The sequence below is a fragment of the Pantoea sp. S62 genome (assembly GCF_016658625.1).
Lineage (GTDB): Bacteria > Pseudomonadota > Gammaproteobacteria > Enterobacterales > Enterobacteriaceae > Pantoea > Pantoea vagans.
This window is the reverse complement of record NZ_JACVVI010000001.1, coordinates 294,919-321,388: the sequence shown is the minus strand read 5'-3', so window position 1 is coordinate 321,388 and position 26,470 is coordinate 294,919. Positions and strand designations below refer to the sequence as shown.

Sequence of the window (26,470 nt, the reverse complement as noted above, 5' to 3'; positions counted from 1 at the left end):
GCTGTGTGAATAGCTTAAATTTAAGAAATAAATTTCATAAATATTTATATGCGCGCCATGATTAGTGGGTCAACGCAGAACAGGGCGGCTAAATCGCGGGTTCTGACTATCCTTACACCTGAAACTGACTGACTCTTATAGGGAGCGGAAATGAAAATTTTAATGGTTTTGACCTCGCATGATGAGTTGGGCAGCACCGGCAAGAAGACGGGTTTCTGGCTTGAAGAGCTTGCCGCACCTTACTATGCATTCCTGGATGCGGGCGCTGAGATTACTCTGGCTTCACCGAAGGGTGGACAGCCGCCACTCGATCCAAAAAGTGATGAACCTGATTCTCAGACAGATGAGACCCGCCGCTTTCATGCTGACTCTGCTGCTCAGGCCGCGCTGGCCTCGACCGTAAGGCTTGATACGGTTAATCAGGAAACGTTTGATGCCGTGTTCTATCCTGGGGGCCATGGGCCGTTATGGGATCTGGCTAACGACAAACACTCCATTTCGCTGATTGAGCAAACCCTGCAGGCTGGCAAGCCGGTGGCGCTGGTTTGTCATGCACCTGGTGTTCTGCGTGATGTGAAAAACGCTGATGGCACACCATTGGTGAAAGGTAAGAAAGTAACCGGGTTTACTAATAGCGAAGAAGAGGGCGTTGGCCTGACTGACGTCGTGCCTTTCCTGGTGGAAGATGTGCTGAAACAGAATGGCGGTCTTTACTCTCGCGGTGATGACTGGCAATCCTACACTGTGCAGGACGGCTTACTGATTACCGGACAGAACCCAGGTTCGTCGGCTGAGACTGCGAAAGTCTTACTCTCAAGTCTGGCGAGTTAAAGCGTCTGTAGCTAAGACGTTTCGAAAGGTGCCCCAGGGCGCCTTTTTTTATTGCTGAACTCAAGGCACAGTGCAGATAGTTACCTGATGAATTATTCAGATCAAATAGATTAGGACTAAATTTAAATAGATGCCAATAATTACAGCGCTGGTATCTCTTATTAACGCTCAGAAGAGTAAGTCTACTGAAAATATAAACATGTCTTTAAAAACAGTGTTGACATCGTTTATCAGATCCGTAAAGTAAGACACATCAGCGGCGTCAAGTTGCCCTGATACACCAAAAAATCCCTGGTGTTAGCGTTAATGGTGTCGACAATTTGTAAATATAGGTTGCCGATGGTTCTGTTAAACGAAGTTGTTATTAATCGCAGATAAGTTAATGACGACGCTGTTAGATGGAGTCTGAGTAAATCTTCGAGAAGTAAGTAGTATCGCGTCGCGATGATGTAAGGCCTCGTAGTTCTGAACGTTACTTTACGACAGGATACGATTGCGGTTTAAACGTCGTAATGAAACTAAGGCAACGCATCAAAGAATATATATCGCGATGGGGGTGTACAGATTTATACGGGCCTGACCTGTTTTTGTCTCCTGAAAGACTATCAGGTGGTTGAAACCGCTAATAATAATGACATTTGATTATTGTGATCATTATTATCCGCAGGATCTGTTCATAAATAGTAGTATCGAAGTAGTACCTATCAATTAAGTTAGTTAATGTTTAATGTTAAATCTGTAGTACCTTAAAAGCCCTGACTATTTCAGTCAGGGCTTTTATCATTTCAGCGTGTCTCTCAGATTTTGCGGGGGTGTCATTACTGATTGTCATTTCAAATTCTTTCTCATTAGTCACTCTTTGCCGCATTCATGGATGCTTTAATTCTCTTCAGTTTGCACATCCTCTTCATCGCTTCGCATTAAGGTTCCATGCTCTGCTAAGAGTATTCACAAGGTGTGGCTTTAGCGTTGTCATCAGGAGTGACTGCTGGCATTTACCCTGCGCATGGCCTTGAGAACTTAGCACTGACAACGCTGGCGCAGCTGCCGCCATTGTGGCGACAGGAATATGGCTTTGTGCTCGCCGCCAGAGCTGAACCTGGCGAAACAGAGACGTTAAAAGCGCAGTGGCAGCAGTACCTTATGGGAAATGCGCTACCCACAGAATCATTATCCGGCTGGCATCAGGGGATGGAGGGATTGCAGGCACTGACTCACCGCCTGAATATGCTTGATGAGCGCAAAGGCAGGTATCTCACCGGCTCGGAGCTGAAGTCGATGGTGTTCACGATAACGCAGAACTTCAGCCGCTCAGTTCCCCTTGAAGAGCAGCTTTATCAGCTGGGGCAGTCAGAAAGTGCCGCATCAGGTAGAGCAGCACAGCTGGCGCAGGTTGATATGCAGTTTACTCAGCTGCTGAACCGCTGTGCGCTGATAAAAATCAGTCAGAGTGATGGCGTACAGCGATAAGCACTGGGAAGATCAAATGTCTGCCGGGTCGCTTATGGCAAAATCGATAATCTGCGCCATAGTCAATATTCATCGATTAATTGCGCTTTAGCTTTTATTAAATCCATCGGCGCATAGGTTACGCGCTATTTAACAGAGGTTAAAATGTCTACAGAATCTCCGGAAGATATCTCCAGCGACCTGTCCCAGTTCGTTGGCACACATTTTGTCTATACCTATGATAATGGCTGGAAATATGAGTGGTACGCCCGCAATGAAACGACCTGTGACTACCGTATTCATCAGGGGCTGGTGGGCGGTCGTTGGGTGACCAACCAGAAAATGCACGCAGTGCAGTTTGCGCCCGGCATTTACAAAGTTGACTGGCATGAACCCACCGGCACCTGCGTCAGCCTGCTGTTTGATCTGAATCGCACCCTGCTTCACGGGACAATTTTCTTCCCGCAGTGGATTGCCGGAGAAGGTCAGCATCCGGAAAAAACCATCTGCTACCAGAATGATTTCATTGAAGATATGCACCGCTTCCGCGACGAAGGCCCGGCCTATCCTTATGTGATCATTCCTGAGTTTGCGAAAGTGACTTACATGAAAAACGAAGGGCCGGATAACGATGAAGTCATTAATCAGGCACCGGGGCAGATGCCTGCTGACTATTTTGATGGTAAGTAACTGATAGTACGACCCGCCGCTATGGGCGGGTCGCTTCTGCCTGGCGTGCCAGCGTGCGGGCCAGTATGGATGAGTAGAGTGGTTTTCCCCCCAGAAACTGCGCCAGCAGCGTAGCCCCAAGACAGGTAATAATCATCGGCAATATCAGCTGATAGTTATCGGTCATCTCCAGCACCAGCACGATCCCGGTGAGCGGTGCCCTTACCGAAGCGGCAAACAGTGCGCCCATTCCCGCAATCGCAAAGGTTCCCGCGTCCAGATGATACAACGGGAACAGATCCGTCATCGCTACTCCAAAAGCTGTCCCGAGCAGCGTTCCCAGTGCCAGCATCGGCGCAAAAATACCGCCCGGCGCACCTGAGCCAAAACAGAGCAGGGTAGTGACCAGTCTGACCATGAAGATGAGCAGCAGCAGGGTGAACGGGAACACACCATGAACCGCCTGCGGAATCAGTTCTGAGCCGCCGCCTGCGCCAGGTGCGAACAGCAGCGCCAGAATACCGCAGCCGCCGCCGAGCAATGCACCCGCCAGCACCACGCGAGCCGTTTTGCCGGCATAAAAGCGGGCAAAGAAATCCTGCGTTATGAATATCAGGCGGTTGAACAGTACGCCGACCATGCCAATGATCATACCCAGCACCAGATACATCCACAGCGTCTGCACTGGCGCATCAGCCAGTTTGCCAACGGAGATCACCGCCTGTTCGCCGTTGAAACAGCGAAATACGATGCTCGCCATAATCACACCGGTAAACACCGCTTTAATAGAAATCAGGTTATAGCGAAACTGCGGACGCATCTCCTCGATGATGAACAGTATGCCCGCCAGCGGCGCGTTAAACGCGGCGGCCAGGCCCGCAGCCGCGCCCGTTGCCAGCAGCGTATGACGCGCTTCGTTGCTGCGCATCCCCAGAACATCAATCACCATGCGGCCAATGTTGCCGCCCAGCTGCACCGTCGGGCCTTCACGGCCCAGCACCATTCCTGCACCCAGCGTGCCCATGCCGCCAAAAAATTTCACCGGAATCACCCGCCACCAGCGCACAGGTCTCAGCTCTTCCAGCGCCCCTTCAATTTCGGGAATGCCGGAACCACCCGCTTCGGGCGCAAAGCGTCTGACAAGAAAATAGCCGACCATCGCCAGCAACGCCGAAATGGCAAAAGCGGCGGTGTAAAGCATCCAGCCCTGAAACTGCGCGGGGATAAGCGTATCGGCGCGCCACTGCTGTATTGCTTCAACGGCCCGGGCAAACGCTACGCCCGCCAGACCGACCAGCGAACCGACCAGCGCGGCGCATAACAGCATCGCCAGCGGTGTTTTGTCACGATAGAGCAGGGCGCGAAACATCCGGCTGCGCGCCGCGAGGGAACGGGGAACATAAACCGGCTGCGGTGATTCTTCATTCATTGAGAGGCATTCTTGTTCAACCAGACCAGCGTGCCAGTTTACTGAGTGATAAGGTGAAAACAAACGTCAGGATCAATTTCAGCCAGGAAAAGAGTTAATCGGTCTGCGGTGGACAAACCACTTGCGCCATGCGTTCGCGGTAGGCTGGGTTGTCCTGATTTTTCAGCGCCTGAGCCGCGGCGGTCAGCGTGAGCTGATTCTGTTGCAGGTTCTGCTTGTCATTGAGAAACGTCTGGCGCAGTTTTTCATCGGAGAAGGCTGGCGGTAACTGACACTTCTGGCGCAGATCGTCGATTATCTGCTGCTGACGCAGTGTAAACTGCAGCGTTTCATACGGCCCGGCGGCCACATGCATGGGGCATACTGACAGCAGCATAAACAGCGTATTGCGGATCACGTTCATGATGATCTCCTGACTGCTGAGGACAGGAAAGGCTCTTCGGCAGTTTCAGTTGAGTTTAATCGCATTGAGTGATTAGCCTGAGCACAGCACCATCGACCGTGTGCAGCAATGTCGCCACGGTTGACGCAATAATCATAGCAATACTGGCGCGACAGGGAGCTGACATGCAGCCACATTCCACTGAAATTCTTACCGCTGACTGCTGTATCGTCGGCGGTGGCCCGGCCGGCTTAATGCTGGGTTATCTGTTTGCCCGCGCAGGCCTGCGCGTAGTCGTCATCGAAAAGCACGCTGACTTTCTTCACGACTTTCGCGGAGATACCATCCACCCTTCGACGCTGGAAATAATGCATCAGCTCGGACTGCTGGAATCTTTCCTGAAGCTGCCGCATCAGCGAGCCGAAAAGCTGGAGGCAGAAATTGCAGGACAAAGCATTACGATGGCCGACTTCTCACGTCTGCCGGTTCAGTGTCGTTTTATCGCCTTCATGCCGCAGTGGGATTTCCTGAACTATATGGCAGAGCAGAGTGCCCGCTATCCGGGCTTCAGCCTGCTGCAGTCGACTGCCTTCGAGTCGCTGATCGAAGAAAATGGCACGGTCAGCGGCGTGACGGCCTCACGCGGCAATCAGCAGTTGCATATTCGCTGCAAACTGGTGGTCGGTGCGGATGGTCGCCATTCGCGCGTGCGCGACGCGGCCGGGCTGATCGGACAGGAATTTGGCGCCGCGCGCGATGTCATCTGGTTCCGCTTAAGTAAGCAGCCGCAGGATCCCGAGCTGGGCATGGGGCATAAAGGGCCGAAGCAGAACTTCATCGTTATCGATCGTGGCGACTACTGGCAGTGCGGTCTGACCATTCCGAAAGGGGAGTTTGAGGCGAAACAGGCCGCCGGTCTCGACGCGTTTAAAGCAGACGTGGCGGCAGTGTCGCCTTTTGAGGCGACGCGCATGTCGGAAATCGAAAGCTGGGAGGCGTTTAAGCTGCTGTCGATACGTATCGACCGGCTGGAGAAGTGGGCGAAACCTGGCGTGCTCTGTATTGGTGATGCTGCGCATGCCATGTCGCCAATAGGCGGAGTTGGCGTTAATCTGGCGATTCAGGATGCGGTGGCGACGGCGAATCTCCTTACCGCCCCACTGAAACGCGGTGAACTGCAGCTGCGCGATCTGGAAAAAGTGCAGAAGCGTCGTCAGTTCCCCACTGTCGCCACGCAGTTTCTGCAGATTAAAATGAGCCGCAACAAAGCCAGAAGAAAACCTGCGGGCAGCAGCAAGGTTCCGGCAATTATCCGTCGCCTGCCGTTTCTGCGTTTTGTGCTGGGTCGCCTGATCGGTCTGGGCTTCAGAACAGAGTCGCCACAGGTTGCGCATATGAAGTCAGCCCGTTAAATGATTTCGACAGCGATCAGATATCGTGCGACACTGTTTCATTGTGAAAGTACTGTCAGATTGAGCCGCTATTTATCTGATAATTGGGCGCTAATTGAGCATTCTTAAGCTAAATTATTTTCGATTTTTGCGCCTGCAAAGGAGAGGTTTCAGTGCATAACGAGCAAAATGGCAGCGACGTAAAACGTCTGAGTGCGATCAAGGCACTTTTGTCGCCGGATGAAGCCCGTGACAGAGTGCTGGAGAGATTCGTGAATCTCGCCAGTCAGGTGCTGGGTATTTCAGGCAGCTTCATTTCGATTATTGACGATCATAATCAATACATAAGAGCGTCACGGAACTTCGATCTAAAACAATCGACCCGTGATGAGTCACTCTGCCGCCACGTCATTGATGGTGAGGGACATCTGGTGGTGGTTGACACCTTACTGGATGAACGCTTTGTTACGCATCCTTTTGTGGAAGGTGACCCGCATATTCGTTTCTATGCCGGTGTGGCGCTGCAAAACCTTGACGGCGCGATGCTGGGAACACTCTGCGTAACCGATACACAACCTCATCCCTTTGCGGATGAAAAACTCGCTACGCTGCGCTCACTGGCCACGCTGGTGACCTCTTTTCTGGATGCCTGGAACAATGCGGGTTTTGCCGACGTTATAACGCATCTGCCAAACCGGCCACGCCTGATTCGTGATCTGCAGCAACTGACCGTTACCGCGCCCCACAGCCGTTTTCGCCTGATTCTTATCGACTGTCTCGACATTATTCGCGCGTATGAGCTTTCCCGCGCAGTGGGCATTGCGCCGATGGAGAAATTGCTCAGGCAGATGGCGCAGGATACCGCACAGCGGCTTAACCTGCCGGAGAACGAGACGCTTTACACATTTGCTCCTGGCCGTTTCGCCATTGTTCAGCCTTACTCAGGTCGTTATTCAGCGCATAACATGATCGATCTGTTCAAAGGCATGCGGGCCGATCTGGCGGAAAATATCACGCTCGACCTGGATGTTTTTACCGGCGAAACAGAGTTTGTACCGGGACAGATGGATGCCAACGAAACGGTGCGTCAGGCCGTCAGCGCGCTACATGAAGCGATTGATGAGAACATCAGTGCGATGTCGTTTGACGAGAGTTACGACTCGCGGCGCACCGATGATTTTATGATCATGAACGATCTGGCTCAGGCGCTGAAGAAAGATGAAGAGCTGTATCTCGCCTGGCAGCCCAAAGTGTGTCTCAAAACCGGTAAAACGGTCGGGCTGGAGGCGCTGATTCGCTGGAATCATCCTGAGCGGGGTGAGCTTTTCCCATCAGAGTTCATTCCGCTAGCGGGTAAAACCAACCTGATCTCCGATCTGACCAACTGGGTTATTGATCATGCGCTTGAGCAACTGGCGCGCTGGAATCGCGATTACAACCTGATTCCGGTCTCGATCAACGTCAGTGAACGCGACTTCGCCAGGCCTGATTTTGCCGACCAACTGGTGGCGAAATTAGCGGCGGCACAGTTACCTAACTCGATTATGGGTATTGAGTGTCTGGAGAATGAACTGATCACCAAAAGCGATGTGGCGATTAAAGGGCTGGAAGCGCTGAAATCGCATGGCTTTGTGATCTCGCTGGATGATTTCGGCGTTGGCTACAGCAATATCAGCTACCTGCAGGATATCCCGCTGGATGTGATTAAGATCGACCGATCGCTGATCTCGCGTATGGGCGAGGACGACGCATCCAAAATCATCGTCAGATGCATTATCGGGATGCTGAAAGAGCTGAATTACACCGTGCTGGCCGAAGGTGTGGAAGCAGAAGCCACGCTGGGACTGTTGAAAACCTACGGCTGCGATCAGATTCAGGGCTACTTCTTTTCAAAACCGCTGCCAGCCAGCGACATTGAACACTGGCTTTATCCAAAGTCACGTTAGTCAACCCGCCCGCAGCACCGGCTGCGGGCGCGCTGATCACTCACTGCCGATGGCGTAACGCTCAACCGGAGTGATGTGCTTAATCAGCTTGTTATCAAACAAAAATTGCTCATAAGACTCATAGCGTGCGCGATCCAGTCTGGCCGGATCGGCGGCGAACAGCGGCAGCGTAGCCTGCCATGCCTGATGGTTTAGCGGTGTATTCAGCTCCGGATGCGCCTGTGCAAACGTTAGCCAGCTTTCTTCAGGATGTGCCTGCAACTGGGCATTTCCCTTCTTCAGTGCCCGCAGAAACTTTTTAATTTTCTCCGAATGCGCCTCATCGCGGTTAGCAACGATGATCAGCTCGTCATAGGCCGGCACGCCATAATCCTCGACGTTAAGCACTACCGGATCTTTGCCAGCAAGCGTCATCTCCAGGGCTTCGATATTGCGATAGCCGCCAATGACCGCATCAACCTGTCCGGTCATCAGGGCGCTGGTAAGCTGAAAATTGACGTTAACCAGCTTTACCTGATCGGCCCTGATACCGTCATGGCTCAGCATCGTCGCCAGCGTCGCTTCTTCAATGCCGCTGACGGAATAGCCGATGCGTTTTCCTTTTAAGTCCGCTGGTTTTCTTACCGTTTTGTCCAGCGTCATCAGCGTATTCAGCGGCGAATTAATCAGCGTGCCCACCCGCATCAGCGGCAGTCCCTGGTCGGCGAAAAAATGCAGCTGCGGCTGATACGTTATCGCTAAGTCCGCCTGCTTAGCAGCCACCAGCCGCGGCGGCAGCGCGGGGTCGGAAGGTGGCACAATGTTAACCTCCAGACCCTCTGCCGCAAATGCTCCGGTTTGCTGCGCCACCATAATGGGTGCATGGTCGGGATTGATATACCAGTCCAGCACCAGCGTCAGTTTTTCCATTGCCTGAGCCTGCGAGGTTAAGGTGGCGCTGAACAGCAGGACAATCAGGGGCGTTTTAGTCATAGGTTTTCTCATCAGTAGGGTCGTCAGTGTGGCTCGGGAGTCCAGGTAATCAGGCGGCGAAGCAGAAGATCGATGATCAACCAGAGGGTCAGTGTCATCAGCACCAGAATAAACAGGGCGGCGAAACAGAGATCGCTCTGCATCCGGGCGTTGGCATTCAGCATCACGTAGCCCAGCCCTTCAGCCGAACCGACCCATTCACCTATGATGGCGCCAATGGGCGCGACGGCGGCTGCCATCCGCAAGCCCGAACCCAGGGCGGGCAGTGCGGCTAACAGCCGGACATGGCGCAGTTGCGCTGCACGTGAAGCGCCCATCGTGCGAGCCAGATCGAGATAGCCGGGCGTGACGCGACGCAGGCCATCAAAAAAGGCGGAGGTAACAGGGAAGAAGATCACCAGTACCGCCATTGCGACTTTGGCGCTCATGCCAAAGCCAAACCAGAGCACCAATAGCGGTGCCAGGGCAAATACCGGAATCGCCTGACTGGTGATCACCAGCGGCATCATCCAGCGCTGTAACCACGGTGAAAAGGTCATGCCCAGTGCCAGCACCGCGCCCAGCAGCACGCCGAGCGCCATACCGCTGAGGATTTCAGTCAGGGTGATCAGGCTGTGATGGCCGAGATAGCCAGTGTTGTCCCACAGTGCGGTAGCAACCGCAGCGGGCGAGGGCAGCAGAAAGGCCGGAACGGAAGTGAGCGTGGCGAGCCACCACAGCGCAATTAATCCGGCAGAGAGCATGACTCCACGGCGAAGCGCGGCGAAACGTAATCTCATCCGGCCAGCCTGCTTAGCTGTTTCAGCAAGGTGGCCTGACTCTGAATCACGCTGATGTCATCTGCCGCCCGCGGTGGCTGGCCCTGCAGTGGCGGGCAGGTTTCGATGCCTGCGGAACCCATTACCAGCAGGTGATGACCGAGGCGACAGGCTTCCGCGGCATCATGAGTGATCAGCAGCACGGTATGTCCGGCCAGCACTTCTGCCGCCAGGGTCTGGATCTGCGTGCGGGTCAGTGCATCCAGCGCCGAGAAAGGCTCATCCATCAGCACAATCGGCTGTCGGGTGTAGAGTGTTCGCGCCAGCGCCACACGCTGACGCATACCGCCCGAAAGTGTCGCAGGTCGCGCACGGGCGCAGTGGCTCAGGCCCACCCGCGCCAGCAGATGCTGCGCCAGGTCGCGATCGGCTTTCTCACCTTTCAGACGACTGGCGAGGCAGACGTTCTGTTCCACCGTCAGCCACGGATAGAGCAAATCCTGCTGACCCATCCAGGCGATGCGCCCGGCCAGCGGCAGACCATCGCTTCCGTTAATCTGTCCCGAAGTAGGTGGCATCAGACCGGCAATCACCCGCATCAGGCTGCTTTTACCCACGCCGCTGGCCCCCAGCAAAGCGGTAAATGCGCCGCCCGCGATTTCCAGATTAAGCTCGCTGAACAGTTGCTGCTGATCCAGCGTCAGGCAGAGCTGGCGAACGGAAATACCCGGCGGCACGGCAGCGTTCAGCCGCGTCATGAGCTGACCTGCAGACAGTCAGCATAATTAAGCCCCATCTGCCAGAATGCCGCTTCCAGCCGGGTTGCGGTGGTGAAAATCTCCGACAGTGAGTTAATACGCTGTTCACCGGCGCGCTGCTGAGCCAGAGTTTCAAACAGCATCAGTGAAGAACCGACGCCCGCCAGGTAGGACTCATCACCGTAATTCTCAATCCATGCCGCGTAAGGATTCCCCCCGAAGCGGGTCGCGGGATCCTCCAGCAGCCTCAGGCCGATTTCCGCATAACCGGCGACGCATGGCATCAGCGCCGTCATCAGCTCCAGCGCATCTCCGGTGTGACCCACGTCAAGCACGTAACGGGTGTAGTTGATCGTTTCCATTGCCTCCGTTTCGCTCGCCATCGCCTCTTCGCTGATGCCCCACTGCTGGCAGTAAGCCAGATGCAGCGGCAGTTCGCTGATAATGGCGTTCAGCGATGCCGTCGCGCTGCGTAATGTAGCCGGTTCTGAGAGTTTGCTGATCAACAGACCCCATGCACGGGCGAAGTGCAGCAGAAACAGATAATCCTGGGTGAGATAGTGACGAAAAGCGGCGGGTGGCAGCGTGCCGTGTCCGAGCTGCTGCACAAAATTGTGCCTGACATAATCGTGCCATTGCGTGCCCGCCTGCTGGCGCAGACGACCATAAAAGCCGGTTTCGAAAAGCGGATGTGTCATAGGATCTCCAGTAGCAGGGAGATCCGGGCATACGGTCTGGAACAGGGGATAGTGCAGGAGATAGGGCAGAAAATCTGCCGACCCGTCCCTTCGCTGGCATGACCCAGATCAGGTTCAAAGGGTTCGGCTTGCGCCATCTCAGCCCGTTACAGGACACCCCTCGGAGACATTCGTTATACGATAATTATTGCCGGAGCACAACGCATGCGTGAGCGTTCTGCTCTGGCCCGGCTGATGCGGAGCAGGGCGCTCAGATATTACTTTTAAGTGACGGTGTCACTCAAGATCTGCCCCGTTACTGGCAATCACTTTCTTATACCACCAGAACGATTTCTTTCGCGTGCGCGCCAGCGTACCGTTCCCAAGATCGTCCCGATCAACATAGACAAAACCGTAGCGCTTGCTCATTTCACCGGTCGAAGCGGCCACCAGATCGATACAGCCCCAACTGGTGTAGCCGATCACCGGGACTCCATCCTCTATGGCATCGGCCATGGCGCGGATATGCTCGCGCAGATAGCTGATGCGGTAGTCGTCATTGATCTCGCCATTCGCATCGATTTCATCGCGCGCGCCCAGACCATTTTCCACCAGGAAAAGCGGCTTCTGATAGCGGTCGTACATCATATTCATGGTAATGCGTAAGCCCAGTGGATCGATGCCCCAGCCCCACTCGCTACGTGGCACATGAGGGTTGGTCAGGGATTTCACCACATTGGCCGCGCTGCTGTTCTGTTCGTTCATCTCCGCCGAGGCGCAGCGAGAGGCGTAATAACTGAACGAGACAAAATCGACGCTGTTTTTCAGGATATCGGCATCGCCGTCAGCGATCTCAAGCGTGACACCTTTTTCACGGAACACGCGCGCAGCATAAGCCGGATAAGCACCGCGTGCCTGGACATCAATAAAGAACAGGTTTTCACGATCTTTTTCCAGCGCTGCCCAGACATCTTGCGGTTTGCTGGACCACGGATAGAAGTTGCCGCCTGCCAGCATGCAGCCGACCTGATTCGTCGGATTGACTTCATGCGCGATTCGCGTGACCAGCGCGCTGGCGACCAGTTCGTGATGTGCCGCCTGATACTTCACCTGCTCCCTGTTTTCATCCGGTTCGAACACCAGACCCGCACCGGAAAACGGGCTGTGCAGCAGGATGTTGATCTCGTTGAAGGTCAGCCAGTATTTCACCAGGCCATCAAACGCCTCGAAACAGCTACGGGCATAGCGGGCAAAGAAGTCGACCATTTTACGATTGCGCCATGAGCCATATTCGGTCACCAGATGCATCGGCACATCGAAATGACAGAGCGTAACCAGCGGTTCGATATTATATTTCCGGCACTCCTCAAACACCGCGCGGTAAAAAGCGATGCCCTCCGGATTGGGCGTCAGTTCATCGCCATTGGGATAGAGGCGGCTCCAGGCAATTGATGTGCGAAACACGCTGAACCCCATTTCCGCCATCAGCGCAATATCTTCCGGATAGCGGTGATAGAAATCGATGGCATCATGGCTGGGATAAAATTCATCATCCCGCAGCGTAAAGCGCTTTTCCAGACCCAGTTTGACCGCCAGTCGGTGTGGGCCATGCGGGATCATATCGACGGTGGTTAAGCCTTTTCCGCCCTCACGATAGCCGCCTTCACTCTGGTTGGCGGCTAACGCGCCGCCCCATAAAAACCCTTGCGGGAACCTTGAATCAGACATGCAATCCTCTTTTCCGGGTCAGCGTGACCCTTTCCTTTAGTGGCTATTAATCGCGTTGGTGCGTTCGGTAACAGGCGCAGATTGCGCGGCGGGACTGGATTCGGATTTGGTTTCAGTTTGCGCTTCAGGAATATCTTCAAACCCTAGCAGCAGCGTCAGCACAAACGACAGCACCACCGACAACACCATGACCGCGCCGACCCAGACGATACTCATGGGATTAGCCGGGTCGAAGAACTGTACGCTGGTGAAGAGGCCAGGCGAGGCCATTGAGTGGCTGGCCAGCCCGCCAATGCCCGCGACCGCGCCGCAGATAAAACCGCTGATCAGACAGGCGATCAGCGGCCGTTTCAGACGAACCGCCACGCCATACAGCGCCGGTTCAGAAATGCCGGCAATGATGGCAGACGCTGCTGCTGCCAGTGCCGTCTGGCGCAGTTCACGATTTTTGGTGCGAAACGCCACCGCCAGCGACGATCCGCCCAGCGACAGGTTGGCACCAATTTCTGACGGCATCACCATGCCCTCTTTGCCGGTTTCGGCAATGGTCTGGATGATGGTCGGCGTGAACACACGATGCATCCCGGTCATCACCAGCAGCGGCCAGATGGCACCCATAATCGCAACCGACAGCCAGCCAAGATAGCCATGGATGGTGTAGACCAGCGCCGAAATACCGCTGCCGATCCAGATGCCGATCGGACCAATCAGCACAATCGCAATAGGGGCAGCAATCAGCACAATCAGCATCGGTTTCAGGAAGTTTTTGGTAACGGCCGGAGTAATGCGATCCACGCCGCGCTCAATGTGGGACAGGATCCAGGTCATCACCAGTGCCGGGATCACCGTGTAAGTATATTTCACCGCGGTGACCGGGATGAAAGCGAACTCGACCGGCTGACCCTGCGCCGCTTTTGCCATCAGCTCAACAAAATTGGGATGCACCAGGACACCGGCGATGGCGATTGCCAGCGACATATTGGTTTTGAATTTCAGCGCCGCAGAGGCGGCCACCATAATCGGCAGGAAGAAGAATGCGCCGTCGCCAATCACGTTGAGGATCACCAGCGTTGACGAGCCTTTTTCAAACACCCCCGCCATATCCAGAATCATCGCCAGCAGCTTAACCATCGACCCGCCAATAATTGCCGGGATCAGCGGCGACATGGTGCCCACCAGCGCATCCAGAATGCCCGCGCCGATGCCTCGCAGGGTAATTTTGCGTTTCACCGGTTCAGTCGTTACCGCGCCGGGCGATCCCAGTGCCAGTACCGCCTGATAAGCCTGCGAAACGTTATTCCCTATGATCACCTGGCACTGCGTGTCGTTGTGCACCACCCCCATAATGCCCCTGATCGCTTTGAGGCGGGGATAGTCGACCTGGGATTCGTCTTTCACCACAAACCGCAGGCGGGTCATGCAGTGGGTTACGGCTTCGATATTGGTGAGGCCGCCTAGCGCATCGACAATGGCGCGTGACACCTCGGCATAGTTCATAGGCATGGTCGCTCTTCTCTGTAGGGTAAATCGGTTACATTTTTATGTTTTTATCGGCTGCTGACAGGCAAATAGGAAACCGGTTTCACAAAATCATGAAGTGCTTTCAGTGGGCCGACAAGAGGGTAAATCAGTCAGATTTGTTTTTTGTGAACTTCATCACCTCCGGCGGGCCGGGTATCTGCGCCAGCGGGCAGGGTAAATATTTCCAACATTGAGAGGCTTAGGTAGACTGCAGAGCGACGCAGTAAAGGAGCTTCACCATGGCAACGATTCAGGAAGTGGCAGACAGGGCGGGCGTCTCAAAAGCGACGGTGTCACGTGTATTGTCTGGCAATGGCTATGTCGGGCAGGAGAAGCGTGAAAGGGTGTTAAAGGCGATCGCGGAAACCGGCTACCGGCCCAATCTGCTGGCGCGCAACCTGGCGACTAAAACGTCGCAGACTATCGGACTGGTGATCACCAATACGCTCTACAGCGGCAGCTACTTCACTGAGTTGATGGCGCACTCCGCGCGCATGATGGAGCAGCAGGGCCGCCAGCTGATTCTGGCGGACGGCAAACACACCGCTGAGCAGGAAGAAGCGGCGATTCAGTTTTTGCTCGACCTGCGCTGTGACGGCATCATTATCTACCCGCGCTTTCTGAGTATCGACGCGCTGGATGCGATTATCTCCCGCCATAAACAGCCGATACTGGTCATCAACCGACGGCTGCGCGTCAACCAGAGCTACTGCATTTACAGCGATCAGCACGCCAGCAGCGCCACAGCGGTAACCCATCTGCTGAATCAGGGGCATCGCGACATCGCCTTTATCACCGGTTCTCTGGATTCCCCGACCGGCGTCGAACGTCTGTCAGGTTATCACGCTGCGCTGGCCGCTAAGGGGCTGGAAGCGGACGACCGCCGCGTCGTGGCGGGTAAATGGACGGCGCAGAGCGGTATGGCCGCTGTGGACCAGTTGCTGGAACGCAACGCCTCATTCACGGCGCTGGTGGCGAGTAATGATGAGATGGCGATTGGTGCCATCAAACGGCTGACTGAATGCGGCATCGCGGTGCCCGGTCGGGTATCGGTAATAGGCTTCGATGATATCCCACTGGCACCTTATATCACGCCGTCGTTATCCAGTATGAAGCTGCCGGTGACGGAGATGATCGATGAGACGATTAACCGCCTGCTGACCATGCTGGATGGCGGTGACTGGCACAGTCAGACGCCTTTTACGGCCAGCCTGATGCTGCGCGATTCCGTTACTCAGGGCCCGTGGTCGGCTTAATTCGCCGCAATCTGTATCACCTTAATGGCCTGTTCCCTGAGCTGCGTGACGGTCCCCGCATCCAGCGTTTCATCGGTAATCACATGGCCGACCTGGTAACCGGATGAGAGTGGATAAGGGTGAATCTGCCCGAATTTAGAGGCATCGGTCAGGGCATAGCTTTCAGCGCCTTTCGCCAGCACCGCATCCACCACGTCACAGCGCAGCATATTGCGGCCGGTGAAGCCGGTCTCCGGGTGCCAGCCATCCACACCGACAAACGCTCTGTGAAAATGCACCTGCTGAATGGAGTAACGCGTCAGCGGGCCGACTACCGACTCACTGCTTTTCTGCAGCAATCCACCCAGCACAATCACTTCACAGGTGGCGTCCCGCAGAAGCTGGGCAATATAGTGGCTGACGGTGATCAGCGTCAGATCGACACGGTCAGCCAGCGCACGCGCCAGCAGCGCGTTGGTACTGCCCCCTTCGATGAATACCGATTCACCCGTCTGCACCAGGCTGGCGGCGTGCTGCGCCAGCGCCTGCTTGGTGGAATAGCGGGTGTTCATGCGGGTGCCGACATTGTCACTGTCCAGTGCCAGCGCGGAGCCATGCACCCGACGCAGCAGCCGGTCGCGTTCCAGCAGCGTGAGATCCTGACGCACCGTCACTTCAGAAACACCGGTCAGCTGCGCCAGTTCACTGACCGTTACGCTGCCCCGGCTATTAACCAGTTGAATAATCTGATGATGTCGCGGATTCATAATTGGGTTTCGTCAGGAATAAAACGTGCAGTGTATCAGGGAATCCCCCGCGCTGGTGCACAACGCGGGGTCAGAGTCAGGCTAAATCCAGTGAACGACGTCCGTTAATATTAAGATCTTCCGGCTTAAAACGTTGCTCCCACCCGGCTTCATAATCTTCCGGCGGAAAATCGCCTGGTGAACGTCCCTGCTCCAGCGCCTGCGCAACCTGGCGGGCGTAGACGCGGTTTTTATCACACATCGGCGCTGCGGGGATATACATGACGTTGCCCCAGCCCTGCTGATCGTCCACCGGTGCAACGGAATGGATCACATCACAGTGCCACCACACTGAATCGCCCGCCTCCAGAGCCGGGATTGAACAGAGTCCGGCGATCAGGTGCGGATGCCACTGCTCATTGACAGGTAACACCCGACCCGGCGCGACGCCACAGAGTTCATCTTCAGGCACATCGGATAGTAGTGGACGCAGCAGGATATACGCCATCGCCTGCGGCACCGGCACCACATGCAGCAGCCCCTGGCCAGGGATCATATCGGAGAGTGCGGTCCAGCCCTGAAATGTGCGGAACACTGAACACTTGGTCGTGCCAGGCAGATCATACTCATCAACCTCGGTACGGTGTGCCGCATCCCAGGGATCGTAAGCGGCAAGATCACCTTGAAACAGCTTGCTGAAAACCTGCTGATAAGCGGGCAGTAACCAGCGTTCCAGCGCACCGGAGTCGGTATGGGCACCTAATCCTTTCGACGTGGTGCCGGGCAAACGGCGACGAATGCGATCGGGATAGATCACGCTGACATCGGGATCAAACCACTGTCTGCCCTGAGAGTTAAACGTCCATAACCGGTTCAGAAAAGACTGCGCATCAGCCATCGCCGTACTCTGCCGCGCTTCCATCTGCGCCTGCGACCAGTAAATCGGGTATATTTCGGGGCGTGAGGCCGCAAGTGAGCCAAAGAAGTCATCACCGGGACCGCGGTACTGCTCATCAAAACGGTTGTGATCCAGGTAGTCGAGCATCGATTTATCCCATGCCATTGCCTGATCACGCGCGAAGTGCTGCTTAATCACGACACAGCCGCGACGTTTAATCAGCGATCGGGTTTCATCCGAAACCTTCCCTTCTGTTATGTCCTGTATCGGCACGACCGGCCAGGCACTGCCGGTTCGCGCTTCGTCCGCTTTTGCCTCAGCAATCGCGGCAGTAATGTTGTCGCACACCTGCCGAAACAGGGTATCTACGTCGCCAATTTGCTGGCGTAGCTGCTGTTTCATTTCGCGGATAGCACTTTTAACGTCATCAGGCAAAGGTGTCGCTCGGGATTCATCACGCATTTCACACTCCTCAAAGTTCGGGATTGAGTTACGAATACAATTAAAATAATCTTCATTCGTAAATTGCGGTTGAGGTTAACATCCTTTTAACGATAAAAAACGTGCGTTGTAACACAACTTCTGAACCGGAACGCTCTGAAAGCCGTTAGCAAAGTCACTATTTGCATTCTCATTAATCCACACAGCGAGTAAGCTTTATGAATCAAATCAATCAGCCGGCAGGACAGAACGGCGAACGTATAGGGGCAGGCGAGATGGCGGTTAAGATGATTGCGGTGGATATGGACGGCACCTTTCTGGACGATAATAAGCAGTACAACGTTCAGCGATTTTCACGTCAGTATGCGCTGCTGAAGCAGAAGGGCATCCGTTTTGTGGTGGCCAGTGGTAATCAGTATTACCAGCTGCAGCGCTATTTTCCCGACATCAAAGATGAGATCGCTTTCGTGGCAGAAAATGGCGCCTGGGTCTCTGACTGTAATGAAGAGATTTTCTGCGGCGAGTTAGCGCAGGAGAAGGTGCATAAGATCCTCGATATTCTGGCGCATGAACCGGACATCGCGGTAGTGGTGTGCGGACGAAATGGTGCTTATATGCATTCTTCTGCCTCTGACGAGGTGATGGACCAGCTGGCAAACCACTATCACCGTCTGGAAAAGCGCGATGACCTGTATGCCATTGATGACACCATCTTCAAGTTCTCGCTGAAGCTGGAACATGAAGGGGTGGAAGCATTGCTGCAACGCCTGCATGCGCGTCTGGGCGAGCTGGAAAATATCATGCATCCGGTTTCCAGCGGCTTTGGTTTTATTGACCTCATCATTCCCGGCTGCCATAAAGCCCACGGCATCGCGCTGCTGCAGGAAAAATGGGGCATCAGTGATTGTGAAGTGCTGGCGATTGGCGACAGCGCGAATGATATCGAAATGCTGCGCCAGGCCTGCTTCAGTTTCTCAATGGCCAATGCGGCCGACGCTGTCGCCGCCGTGGCGCGCTACCAGACGCAGAGCAACAATGACGAGGGCGCGCTGAATGTGATTGCGCGCGTGCTGGCGCGCGAATTCCCGTTCGACTAAGACGCGGTAACCTGCATATGGGGCGGCGTTTTATCCGCCACTTTCCTGATGGCTGCGCGCATGATTTTCCATTTCATCCAGCGCAGCCTGATTCTCCAGCCCCCACTGATACATCTGCTCAATCGGCTGTGCGAAGGTATGGCCCAGCGCCGTGAGGCTGTATTCCACTTTTGGCGGCACCACCTGCCACACCTGACGTGACACCAGTCCGCGTTGTTCCAGCTCACGCAGCGTCTGGATCAGCATCTTCTTCGAGATGCCCTGCAGGCTGCGCTCCAGTTCGCCCGTGCGTGCCCGATTTTCCGGCCAGTGATAGAGCGCATGCAGCACCATAGTGCTCCACTTCACCGAAAACAGTTCCAGCAGACGGCGCGGCGGTGAGTCCGCATAAAAACACAGTTTTCCCTCAACCCAGACCGGCATAATGACCTTCCCATTTTATGGTAACCAAAAGGTAACTACTACCAAAAGGAGCTTCGTGTGTCTATAGTGTGCCGCTTTCTTTACGACCATCAGGTAAGAAGAGGCAACCGATGAAAATTAACGCGCTGGTAGCAACTCAGGCAGGTCAACCGCTCAAGGCAGGCGAGGTTGAGTTACGCGATCTGCAGGCTGATGATGTAAAAATTGAGATCCTCTACTGCGGCGTCTGCCACTCTGATCTGCATATGGCGCGCAATGAATGGGGCGTCAGCCATTATCCGCTGGTGCCCGGTCACGAGATTGTTGGTCGTGTGGTTGCAACAGGTGACAATGTCACTAAATTCTCTGTTGGAGAGACGGTTGGCGTTGGCGTCATGGTCGATTCCTGCCGGGAGTGTCACTTCTGCCAGCAGCAAGAAGAGCAGTACTGTGAGGCGGGTTTCACGCCGACCTATAACGGCACCGATAAATATACCGGCAATACGACGTTTGGCGGCTATGCGCAGCACGTTATCGCCGACCAGCATTTTGTGGTCACGGTGCCGGATAATCTGGCGCTGAACGCGGTGGCTCCACTGCTGTGCGCAGGCGTGACCGTCTGGTCACCCTTGCAGCACTTCAACGTCAAAGCAGGCGATCGTGTGGGTGTGGTCGGTCTTGGCGGCCTGGGCCATATGGCGGTTAAGCTGGCCAGCGCGCTGGGTGCGGAGGTAACTCTGTTTACGACCTCTCCGGCGAAAGGGGCGGATGCGCGTCGGCTGGGGGCTAAACATGTGGTGGTCTCGCGAGACGCGGCACAAATGGCCGGGTGTCAGGCGTCGCTCGATATTATCCTGGACTGTGTTGCGGCACCTCACGACCTCGATCCTTATCTCAGCACGCTGAAAACCAACGGTCAGCTGGTGCTGGTGGGGATCCCCGATCAACCGCATCCGTCACCGAATGTCACGCCAATGGTGTTCCGCCGCCTGAGTATCACGGGCACCTCAATCGGCAGCATTCAGGAGACGCAGCAGATGCTCGACTTCTGTGGTGAGCACAACATCACGGCTGACGTAGAGATGATTACCGGTGAAGAGGTGGAGACTGCCTTTGAACGCATGCTCACCAGCGATGTGAAATATCGTTTCGTCATCGATATGCAGAAAACGCGCTGGTAACACGCCTGGCCCGCGGTGAAAGCGGGCCTTCAGGCAGCGTTCAGTAAGTTGCAATGTAAAAGGTGGAGGTTATATATAGTTACAACATGCAATTTGCTGTCAATTCGCCGTTCCATTCGTCTCTGCGCGGCAAAAGCTATTTAGCGAAAGCGTCTTTTAGCAGCCAAAAAAATACCCGACTCACTGGCCGGGTATCTGCTTTAACGTCAGGGAAGGTCGTTAATCCTGCTCTTTATCCGCGTTACTCTTTTCGGGTTCGTCTTTTTCAACAGCATGAATAAAGGGCTTAAGCAGCTGGATATCCAGAATGACATAAACCATGGTGCTGATGAAAAGCGAGATGACACTGCCAAACACGCCGCTGGTGGTAAACGTCAGATAGTTATAAATCACCAGCCAGGTCACACAGATAAACAGCGCGAGCGAAATAGAAAGATTGGGCACAGAGTAATTGCTGGTGCCACCGCCCTGGGTATGGGTGGCTTTAAACAGGTTACCGATGGCGTACTTCTCCAGCACCAGAATACTTTTTTCCCAGTTATGCTGCTTACGCGCACTGGCACGGGTCAGGAAGAGATAAAGAATGGAGACGAAGAAACCAGAGAAGGCGATGAGCACCGGAATTGCTTCCAGCGCATACTCGATACTCTTATGTGCCGCGCCTGTGGTGCTGAGATCCAGCGTCAGCGAGGCTCCCAGCGCAGCATATAAAAAGAGAAACAGCAGCAGAAAAGTCAGGCTGCGCTTCCAGTCGCTGTCTGCCTCTGCACTTTTCTGCTGAATGGCCAGCTGAAGCGATTGCTGAATATGTTGTGCCTGAAGTGAGTCTGTATCGAAGGTGTCGCAGGGTGCAGCAAAGAAGTTGTGCATAAACAGCTCATCTTCTTTGTTAATAGTGATTTTCATCAGAAACCTGTGTGCGGGAAATTTTCTCTATTTTAATCAGCACAGCATGAATTAACAGTAACTTCGCCCATAAACCCGCAGCCCATGCTGACTTAGCGGGTTATCAGACCCAGAAGAGAGCCGAAAAATGAATCCGTTGCAAAGTTCTGCGCAGCGTTACCCTCATCGTGACGCAACTGCTGATAGCGCAAAAGCGCCGCATCAGTGTTATCGGCATTGACTACGTCCCACACCACTTTGTAGCCTTCAGCTGCTAACAGGTCCTGCTGATCCTGGCTTACATGATTCACGGCCCTGACTGTCTGGTCCTTCTGAAACAGGCGATAATCTGGCATGCTTATTTCTCCGCAGGGTTGTCCAGCGCTTTAAACTGCTTAATCGCTTCATTGATATTATTTGTTTCAACGGTCGCGATACAGCGATCGCCGTTGAAAACTTCATAACGGGCATTATGCAGCTGAAACAATAAATCGCGGCCACGAAAGTGTATACGTTTCTGCTTAACGCCAATCCCATGCCGCCGTAATAACGCCTGTGACAGGCGATCGGTCTCTTTAATCATTCCCTCAGCTCCTCGGCAGTACGTGGTCACTACCAGTAAACCTGATGAACATTAGTTTTATATTAAGAGATAACCTTATTTTTAACAGGGCTAAGGCGCACCTTTCAGAGAAATTACCTGATAGCAGGAACGTGGGGGAACATGAGTCTGCAGAACGGCTGCCATTCGCTGCGTTAATGGGCCCTGAATGCGGTACACTTGACCGGACAACTTGCCTCAGGACACGCCGCTATGAGCGATAAGAAGATGATTTCCATTGATCAGTTCAGTGTTGATGAACGTCTGGCCGTCGAACAAACCTATAAAGGGCTGGCTGAAAAGTACCGTCAGCGAACCGGTAAAGAGCCGGATAGTAAAAAAGAGAAAGAATTCAACAGTGAAGCACGGCAGATGGTGATGGCCAGTAAGCTGGAGAAGGAGAAAGCAAAGGCCGAAAAGGAGAAGAAAAAACCGCTGCGTAAAAAGAAACCTGAATCACTTACTGCCAGTGAAGTCAGCGATTTCAACTGGTCGGCCTCAGTCATTAAAGGCCGCAGATAATCTGCTACCGCGCGCAATAAGGCGCGCGGCAATTATCCGCCAGAACTGCTCTGCGAATAAATATGATCAGAACCTGTTCATTAAAATGACAGGCAATAAGAATATTCTGTAAATAAATTACCCTGATTCACTTAATGCCGATAAACTGCCGTAACCTGTCGCTGCTTCAGTCCGCCTATGAATTATTACACTCCCGACGATGTTCAACTGAAGCGCCGCTCGACGCGATTTGTGCGACGAATGTTTATGATGCGCCAGCTCGGCACCTTTCTCTGTTTTCTGCCCATTCTGTCGGTTCTGATGGAGATGGGAAAAAGCGCGGAACTTTGTGCTCTTCTGTTTACCAATGCGTTTATCTGGCCTTACGCCGCCTATCGAATGGCATTGCGGTCGCGCGATCCGACCGGTTTTGAGCGTAAGAATCTCACGCTGGATGCCGCGTTTGGCGGCGTCTGGGTTGCTGCGATGGCACTGAGTCCGCTGCCTTCAATTATTATCATGGCGGTGCTGATCTCCGATCGCTACTCGGCAGGCGGCTGGGTTCAGCTGAAGTCCGCGCTGCAGGCCTTTCTGTTTGCCTTTGTGCTGGTCTGGTCAGCGGAAAAGGCACCCCTGGTGCTGACGTTCAGTACCCGAACCGTCTGGCTGACACTGCCGCTGGCCAGCCTGTATCTGCTGGCACTCAGCGTAGTCTCGCACAACCTGACCCTGACTCTGCGCCAGAAGAACCGCGAACTCGAACGCATCGCGCTGATGGACCCCGGCCTGAAAATCCCTAATCGCCGTCTGTTTGAACGGCGGCTGGAAAGTGAGTTTTTGCGAACGCAGCGAGGCGAGGGCAAGGCCTAGTTAATGCTGCTGGATGTCGACCACTTTAAACAGGTTAACGATACTTATGGACATGAAGCGGGTGACTTTCTGCTGACAGAGATTTCGGCACTGCTGCGTGACAGCGTCGGCCTGAAAGATGTGCCCGCCCGCTTTGGCGGCGATGAATTGTGTGTGATCGTACGGGATGCGGATGAAGCCAGCATCCTGCTGCTGGCAGAGCAAATCAGGCAGGGCATTGCCCTGTTGCGGCTGCCAGCGTCATCCACCTTTCAGTGTTCGGTGAGTATTGGGATTGCGGCAGCACGTGATGCGGCATCGATTCATGAGTGGCTGAGATGTGCTGATGAGGCGCTTTATCAGGTGAAGCGCGCGGGTCGCAACAATGTGCAGATATGGCATTCCGATTCGCTGAACACACTCAGTGCAGTCAGGAGCAAATGAAGAAGGCAGCCTGAGATCGCGTCTCAGGCTGAGTAATCAAATCGCCGGGTAGTCGCCAGTGCCTTCAGGCCACGGTGTCAGCAGATCGAAACCCTCTCCAGTGACGGCGACGGTATGTTCCCATTGCGCCGAGAGCGAGCGATCTTTAGTCACGACCGTCCAGCCATCTGACAGCACGCTGGTTCCGGCTTTACCGGCATTAATCATCGGTTCGATAGTGAAGATCATACCGGCCTTCAGGGGCATTCCTTCACCTGGGGTGCCGTAATGCAGCACCTGCGGATCGGTGTGATAAATCTCACCCACGCCGTGCCCGCAATATTCCCGTACGACAGAAAAACCGGCAGCTTCTGCAACACGCTGAATTGCCGCGCCCACATCGCCCAGCGTCGCGCCGGGACGGACAGTTTTGATCCCCGCAACCATCGATTGATAGGTGATATCGACCAGACGTTTTGCACGGACTGACGGCGTGCCGACAAAATACATCCTGCTGGTATCGCCGTACCAGCCATCTTTGATGACCGCTACATCGATATTAACGATATCGCCATCCTTGAGCTTTTTGCTGGCTGGTATACCGTGGCACACCACGTGATTGACCGACGTGCAGGTCGTGCGGGTATAGCCGTGATAGCCGATATTCGCGGGCGTCACTCTGAGTTCATTCACAATGAAGTCGTGACAGATATCATCCAGCTCTTCGGTGGTAATGCCGGGGCGAACGTGCGGTGTAATCATCGCCAGTACCTGCGCCGCAGCCTGTCCGGCTGCGCGAGCCATCTCAATCTCCGCGGCGGTATGAATTTTAACGGTGTTCATGACACGTCTCCTTGTGTGGTAAGGCTCTCTTTATGGAGCATATTTCGGATATCAGCGCTGCCGTCCAGTTCAAGCCGGATCAGCATCTGCGCCAGTTGGTGTTGGGTCTGCTGCGGATAGAGTTCTGCCAGCATGCCGAGTTTCAGCCAGTGTTCAGCCTGTGCATTAATCGAGCGACTCATCGCCTGACTGGCGATGCGCAGATTTTCATGCATCAGGTCGGAGATTTTTACGATACCCATATGAGCCCTATATGAAACGTATATGTTTCGTATAGAGTAACGCGCGCGGGCCGATTTGCAAAGCGATGAAATGTTTACCTGCCTGGATCGGCTCTGGATCCAATAAATGCCTCCGCCAGCAGGGACGCCTTAACTGAAAACTGAGCAAGTTATTCCTCACTAAAGAGACTATTTAGCGGATATAAGTCCTGTAAAACTGCCCATAACTGGCCTCATCAGTTCCTGCATCCGCCTTTTTTAACATTGATTGTTCAGCCTGACCCTTCGAAACCAGTGTCACACTCTAAGTCGGTGGAGGACACCGCTCAACTTCTGTTCATCCGTGCGCTGGCCTGACGCCTGACAATAATTACAAGCCAGCTTTCACATACTTCCTGACATCCTTCTTTTCGTTTTGCTGACATACATTTTATTGCTGATTAATTAAACTGCATGCTGAGAATGAACGTTCATTACAGGATTTTTATGAGAAACTTTCAGCGCAGTATCATCGCCGGACTTGTGATGATTGTGGCGGCCTGCGATCAAAACAGTCAGCAGCCAGATGGAAACATGACCTCAGAAGTCGGTGTGAAAACATTGCAAACCGAATCTGTGACGCTGGATAGTCAGCTGGCCGGACGCGTAACGGGCAGTATGACGTCAGATGTCAGGCCCCAGGTGGATGGCATCATCCAGAAACGCCTGTTTACAGAGGGTGAGGAAGTTAAAGCCGGGCAGATTCTTTACCAGATCGATCCCGCCAGCTATCAGGCCAGTTACGATCAGGCCCTGGCACAGCTGAAGAATGCTCAGGCGCTGGTGAAAAGCAGTAAATTAAAAGCCGAACGCTATGCTGCGCTGGTTAAAGAGAATGGTGTGTCACGGCAGGATGCTGATGATGCCCAGGCAACGTATCAGCAGAACGTCGCTTCTGTCGACCAGTATCGCGCTGCCGTGGAAAGTGCCCGTATCAGTCTGAACTACACCCAAATCAAAGCACCGATCAGTGGTCGTATTGGGATCTCATCGGTGACACCAGGTGCACTGGTCACCGCCAGCCAGACTTCTGCACTGGCAACGATACGCGCGCTCGATCCCATCTACGTCGATCTCACCCAATCCAGTGTGCAACTGCTGAAACTGAAGCGCCAGCAGGCGTCGCTGCAGCAAAGTGCCGATGCCGTTCCCGTGACGGTGAATCTGGAAGATGGTACTGCCTATAAGCATCCCGGAAAGCTGGAGCTGACCGAAGTCTCAGTGGATGAAGCCACGGGTACAGTAACGCTGCGCGCGATCTTCCCGAATCCGCAACATGAACTTCTGCCTGGCATGTACGTTCGCGCCAGCGTCACCAATGGCGTACAGAGCGATGCGATTCTGGCGCCGCAGCAGGGAATTACCCGGGATGCGAAGGGCAACGCCACTGCGCTAGTGGTGGATAACCAGAGCAAAGTTGAAAGCCGGGACGTCGTAGCCGATCGCGTGATTGGCAACAAATGGCTGATTACCTCAGGACTGAACCGCGGTGACAAGCTGATTGTGGAAGGCACCGCTAAAGTTCAGCCGGGCATGCGCGTCAAGGCTGTCGAAGTGACGCCAGACGCGAAAGCCGCAACCGGCGAGGGCAAATGAT

Annotated in this window: 26 protein-coding genes, 1 pseudogene and 1 riboswitch; of the genes and pseudogenes, 11 read left to right on the top strand and 16 right to left on the bottom strand. The window is 54.2% G+C overall.

The features are described from left to right. The first annotated feature begins 150 nt into the window (after window positions 1-150). From IBT54_RS01490 to IBT54_RS01480, 3 genes are all read left to right on the top strand, one after another. Window positions 151-831, top strand: a complete 681-nt coding sequence (locus IBT54_RS01490; RefSeq protein ID WP_201251394.1) for a type 1 glutamine amidotransferase domain-containing protein — start codon at window positions 151-153, stop codon at window positions 829-831. Window positions 832-1,812: 981 nt separating this feature from the next. Further along, window positions 1,813-2,301 carry a VasL domain-containing protein gene (locus tag IBT54_RS01485; RefSeq protein ID WP_370585052.1) on the top strand — a complete coding sequence of 163 codons (489 nt, stop codon included), beginning with the start codon at window positions 1,813-1,815 and terminating at the stop codon, window positions 2,299-2,301. Window positions 2,302-2,445: 144 nt separating this feature from the next. Next, complete coding sequence (locus tag IBT54_RS01480; protein ID WP_013196415.1) at window positions 2,446-2,970, top strand: phenolic acid decarboxylase; 525 nt, start codon at window positions 2,446-2,448, stop codon at window positions 2,968-2,970. A gap of 19 nt (window positions 2,971-2,989) precedes the next feature. Here the strand turns inward: IBT54_RS01480 and clcA are convergent, their stop codons facing one another. Continuing rightward, the gene (clcA, locus tag IBT54_RS01475; protein ID WP_147788779.1) at window positions 2,990-4,378 is read right to left on the bottom strand and encodes a H(+)/Cl(-) exchange transporter ClcA; all 1,389 of its coding nucleotides are present in this window, start codon (window positions 4,376-4,378) and stop codon (window positions 2,990-2,992) included. Window positions 4,379-4,472: 94 nt separating this feature from the next. Continuing rightward, on the bottom strand, window positions 4,473-4,781 hold the full coding sequence (locus IBT54_RS01470) for a YicS family protein (protein WP_147788780.1): 309 nt from the start codon (window positions 4,779-4,781) through the stop codon (window positions 4,473-4,475). Between the two features lie 164 nt (window positions 4,782-4,945). Here IBT54_RS01470 and IBT54_RS01465 point away from each other — a divergent pair, with 164 nt between their 5' ends. Both IBT54_RS01465 and IBT54_RS01460 read left to right on the top strand, forming a co-directional pair. Continuing rightward, the gene (locus IBT54_RS01465) at window positions 4,946-6,172 is read left to right on the top strand and encodes an FAD-dependent oxidoreductase (protein ID WP_147788781.1); all 1,227 of its coding nucleotides are present in this window, start codon (window positions 4,946-4,948) and stop codon (window positions 6,170-6,172) included. A gap of 152 nt (window positions 6,173-6,324) precedes the next feature. Further along, window positions 6,325-8,097, top strand: coding sequence for a bifunctional diguanylate cyclase/phosphodiesterase (locus IBT54_RS01460; protein ID WP_095707882.1), 1,773 nt, complete (start codon window positions 6,325-6,327; stop codon window positions 8,095-8,097). A 36-nt stretch (window positions 8,098-8,133) separates the two neighbouring features. Here IBT54_RS01460 and IBT54_RS01455 read toward each other — a convergent pair whose 3' ends face one another. The 6 genes from IBT54_RS01455 to ascF all read right to left on the bottom strand — a co-directional run bounded on the left by IBT54_RS01455 (window position 8,134) and on the right by ascF (window position 14,493). Then, window positions 8,134-9,069 carry an ABC transporter substrate-binding protein gene (locus tag IBT54_RS01455; RefSeq protein ID WP_201251392.1) on the bottom strand — a complete coding sequence of 312 codons (936 nt, stop codon included), beginning with the start codon at window positions 9,067-9,069 and terminating at the stop codon, window positions 8,134-8,136. Between the two features lie 23 nt (window positions 9,070-9,092). After that, window positions 9,093-9,848 (bottom strand): ABC transporter permease, encoded by a 756-nt coding sequence (locus IBT54_RS01450; RefSeq protein ID WP_147788784.1) that lies wholly within the window; start codon window positions 9,846-9,848, stop codon window positions 9,093-9,095. Continuing rightward, window positions 9,845-10,585 carry an ABC transporter ATP-binding protein gene (locus tag IBT54_RS01445; protein WP_095707879.1) on the bottom strand — a complete coding sequence of 247 codons (741 nt, stop codon included), beginning with the start codon at window positions 10,583-10,585 and terminating at the stop codon, window positions 9,845-9,847. The genes IBT54_RS01450 and IBT54_RS01445 overlap by 4 nt, the downstream gene beginning before the upstream one ends. Further along, window positions 10,582-11,283 (bottom strand): thiaminase II, encoded by a 702-nt coding sequence (gene tenA / locus IBT54_RS01440; protein ID WP_095707878.1) that lies wholly within the window; start codon window positions 11,281-11,283, stop codon window positions 10,582-10,584. Before tenA ends, IBT54_RS01445 begins: the two co-directional genes overlap by 4 nt. Before the next feature lie 68 nt (window positions 11,284-11,351). After that, window positions 11,352-11,454: riboswitch (TPP riboswitch) on the bottom strand. Window positions 11,455-11,559: 105 nt separating this feature from the next. Further along, window positions 11,560-12,990, bottom strand: a complete 1,431-nt coding sequence (locus tag IBT54_RS01435; protein ID WP_201251391.1) for a 6-phospho-beta-glucosidase — start codon at window positions 12,988-12,990, stop codon at window positions 11,560-11,562. 36 nt (window positions 12,991-13,026) lie between these two features. Further along, window positions 13,027-14,493, bottom strand: a complete 1,467-nt coding sequence (gene ascF / locus IBT54_RS01430) for a PTS cellobiose/arbutin/salicin transporter subunit IIBC (RefSeq protein ID WP_201251390.1) — start codon at window positions 14,491-14,493, stop codon at window positions 13,027-13,029. Between the two features lie 257 nt (window positions 14,494-14,750). Here ascF and IBT54_RS01425 point away from each other — a divergent pair, with 257 nt between their 5' ends. Then, complete coding sequence (locus IBT54_RS01425; protein ID WP_201251389.1) at window positions 14,751-15,767, top strand: LacI family DNA-binding transcriptional regulator; 1,017 nt, start codon at window positions 14,751-14,753, stop codon at window positions 15,765-15,767. Here IBT54_RS01425 and IBT54_RS01420 read toward each other — a convergent pair. Together IBT54_RS01420 and IBT54_RS01415 are read right to left on the bottom strand one after the other, a co-directional pair. Then, a complete protein-coding gene (locus IBT54_RS01420) occupies window positions 15,764-16,513 on the bottom strand; it encodes a DNA-binding transcriptional regulator YciT (protein ID WP_201251388.1) in 750 nt (249 codons plus the stop codon). The genes IBT54_RS01425 and IBT54_RS01420 overlap by 4 nt on opposite strands. A 76-nt stretch (window positions 16,514-16,589) precedes the next feature. Next, complete coding sequence (locus IBT54_RS01415; protein ID WP_201251387.1) at window positions 16,590-17,852, bottom strand: DUF1479 domain-containing protein; 1,263 nt, start codon at window positions 17,850-17,852, stop codon at window positions 16,590-16,592. Window positions 17,853-18,106: 254 nt separating this feature from the next. On the opposite strand from IBT54_RS01415, the gene IBT54_RS01410 reads away from it, so the two are divergent. Beyond that, window positions 18,107-18,928, top strand: a complete 822-nt coding sequence (locus IBT54_RS01410) for a Cof-type HAD-IIB family hydrolase (RefSeq protein WP_135910691.1) — start codon at window positions 18,107-18,109, stop codon at window positions 18,926-18,928. A 30-nt stretch (window positions 18,929-18,958) separates the two neighbouring features. On the opposite strand, the gene IBT54_RS01405 is transcribed toward IBT54_RS01410, so the two are convergent. Next, window positions 18,959-19,351: a helix-turn-helix domain-containing protein gene (locus tag IBT54_RS01405; protein ID WP_201251386.1), complete on the bottom strand. Its 393-nt coding sequence runs from the start codon at window positions 19,349-19,351 to the stop codon at window positions 18,959-18,961. Window positions 19,352-19,461: 110 nt separating this feature from the next. Here IBT54_RS01405 and IBT54_RS01400 point away from each other — a divergent pair, with 110 nt between their 5' ends. Further along, entirely contained in the window at window positions 19,462-20,511 is a 1,050-nt protein-coding gene (locus tag IBT54_RS01400) for an NAD(P)-dependent alcohol dehydrogenase (RefSeq protein ID WP_201251385.1), read from the top strand. A 219-nt stretch (window positions 20,512-20,730) separates the two neighbouring features. Here the strand turns inward: IBT54_RS01400 and IBT54_RS01395 are convergent, their stop codons facing one another. From IBT54_RS01395 to IBT54_RS01385, 3 genes are all read right to left on the bottom strand, one after another. Then, window positions 20,731-21,417: a hypothetical protein gene (locus IBT54_RS01395; RefSeq protein WP_201251384.1), complete on the bottom strand. Its 687-nt coding sequence runs from the start codon at window positions 21,415-21,417 to the stop codon at window positions 20,731-20,733. Between the two features lie 92 nt (window positions 21,418-21,509). Beyond that, window positions 21,510-21,752, bottom strand: coding sequence for a hypothetical protein (locus IBT54_RS01390; RefSeq protein WP_201251383.1), 243 nt, complete (start codon window positions 21,750-21,752; stop codon window positions 21,510-21,512). 2 nt (window positions 21,753-21,754) lie between these two features. After that, complete coding sequence (locus IBT54_RS01385; RefSeq protein WP_013196395.1) at window positions 21,755-21,979, bottom strand: hypothetical protein; 225 nt, start codon at window positions 21,977-21,979, stop codon at window positions 21,755-21,757. Between the two features lie 231 nt (window positions 21,980-22,210). Here IBT54_RS01385 and IBT54_RS01380 point away from each other — a divergent pair, with 231 nt between their 5' ends. Beyond that, window positions 22,211-22,519 carry a hypothetical protein gene (locus IBT54_RS01380; RefSeq protein ID WP_201251382.1) on the top strand — a complete coding sequence of 103 codons (309 nt, stop codon included), beginning with the start codon at window positions 22,211-22,213 and terminating at the stop codon, window positions 22,517-22,519. A gap of 177 nt (window positions 22,520-22,696) precedes the next feature. Continuing rightward, a pseudogene (locus IBT54_RS01375) lies at window positions 22,697-23,791 on the top strand (diguanylate cyclase). Between the two features lie 36 nt (window positions 23,792-23,827). On the opposite strand, the gene map reads toward IBT54_RS01375, so the two are convergent. Both map and IBT54_RS01365 read right to left on the bottom strand, forming a co-directional pair. Then, window positions 23,828-24,613, bottom strand: coding sequence for a type I methionyl aminopeptidase (gene map, locus IBT54_RS01370; protein WP_013196392.1), 786 nt, complete (start codon window positions 24,611-24,613; stop codon window positions 23,828-23,830). Further along, a complete protein-coding gene (locus tag IBT54_RS01365) occupies window positions 24,610-24,855 on the bottom strand; it encodes a ParD-like family protein (protein WP_013196391.1) in 246 nt (81 codons plus the stop codon). The genes map and IBT54_RS01365 overlap by 4 nt, the downstream gene beginning before the upstream one ends. A gap of 465 nt (window positions 24,856-25,320) precedes the next feature. Between IBT54_RS01365 and IBT54_RS01360 the strand changes: the two genes are divergently transcribed. Then, the gene (locus IBT54_RS01360; protein WP_201251381.1) at window positions 25,321-26,469 is read left to right on the top strand and encodes an efflux RND transporter periplasmic adaptor subunit; all 1,149 of its coding nucleotides are present in this window, start codon (window positions 25,321-25,323) and stop codon (window positions 26,467-26,469) included. Window position 26,470: the final 1 nt, after the last annotated feature.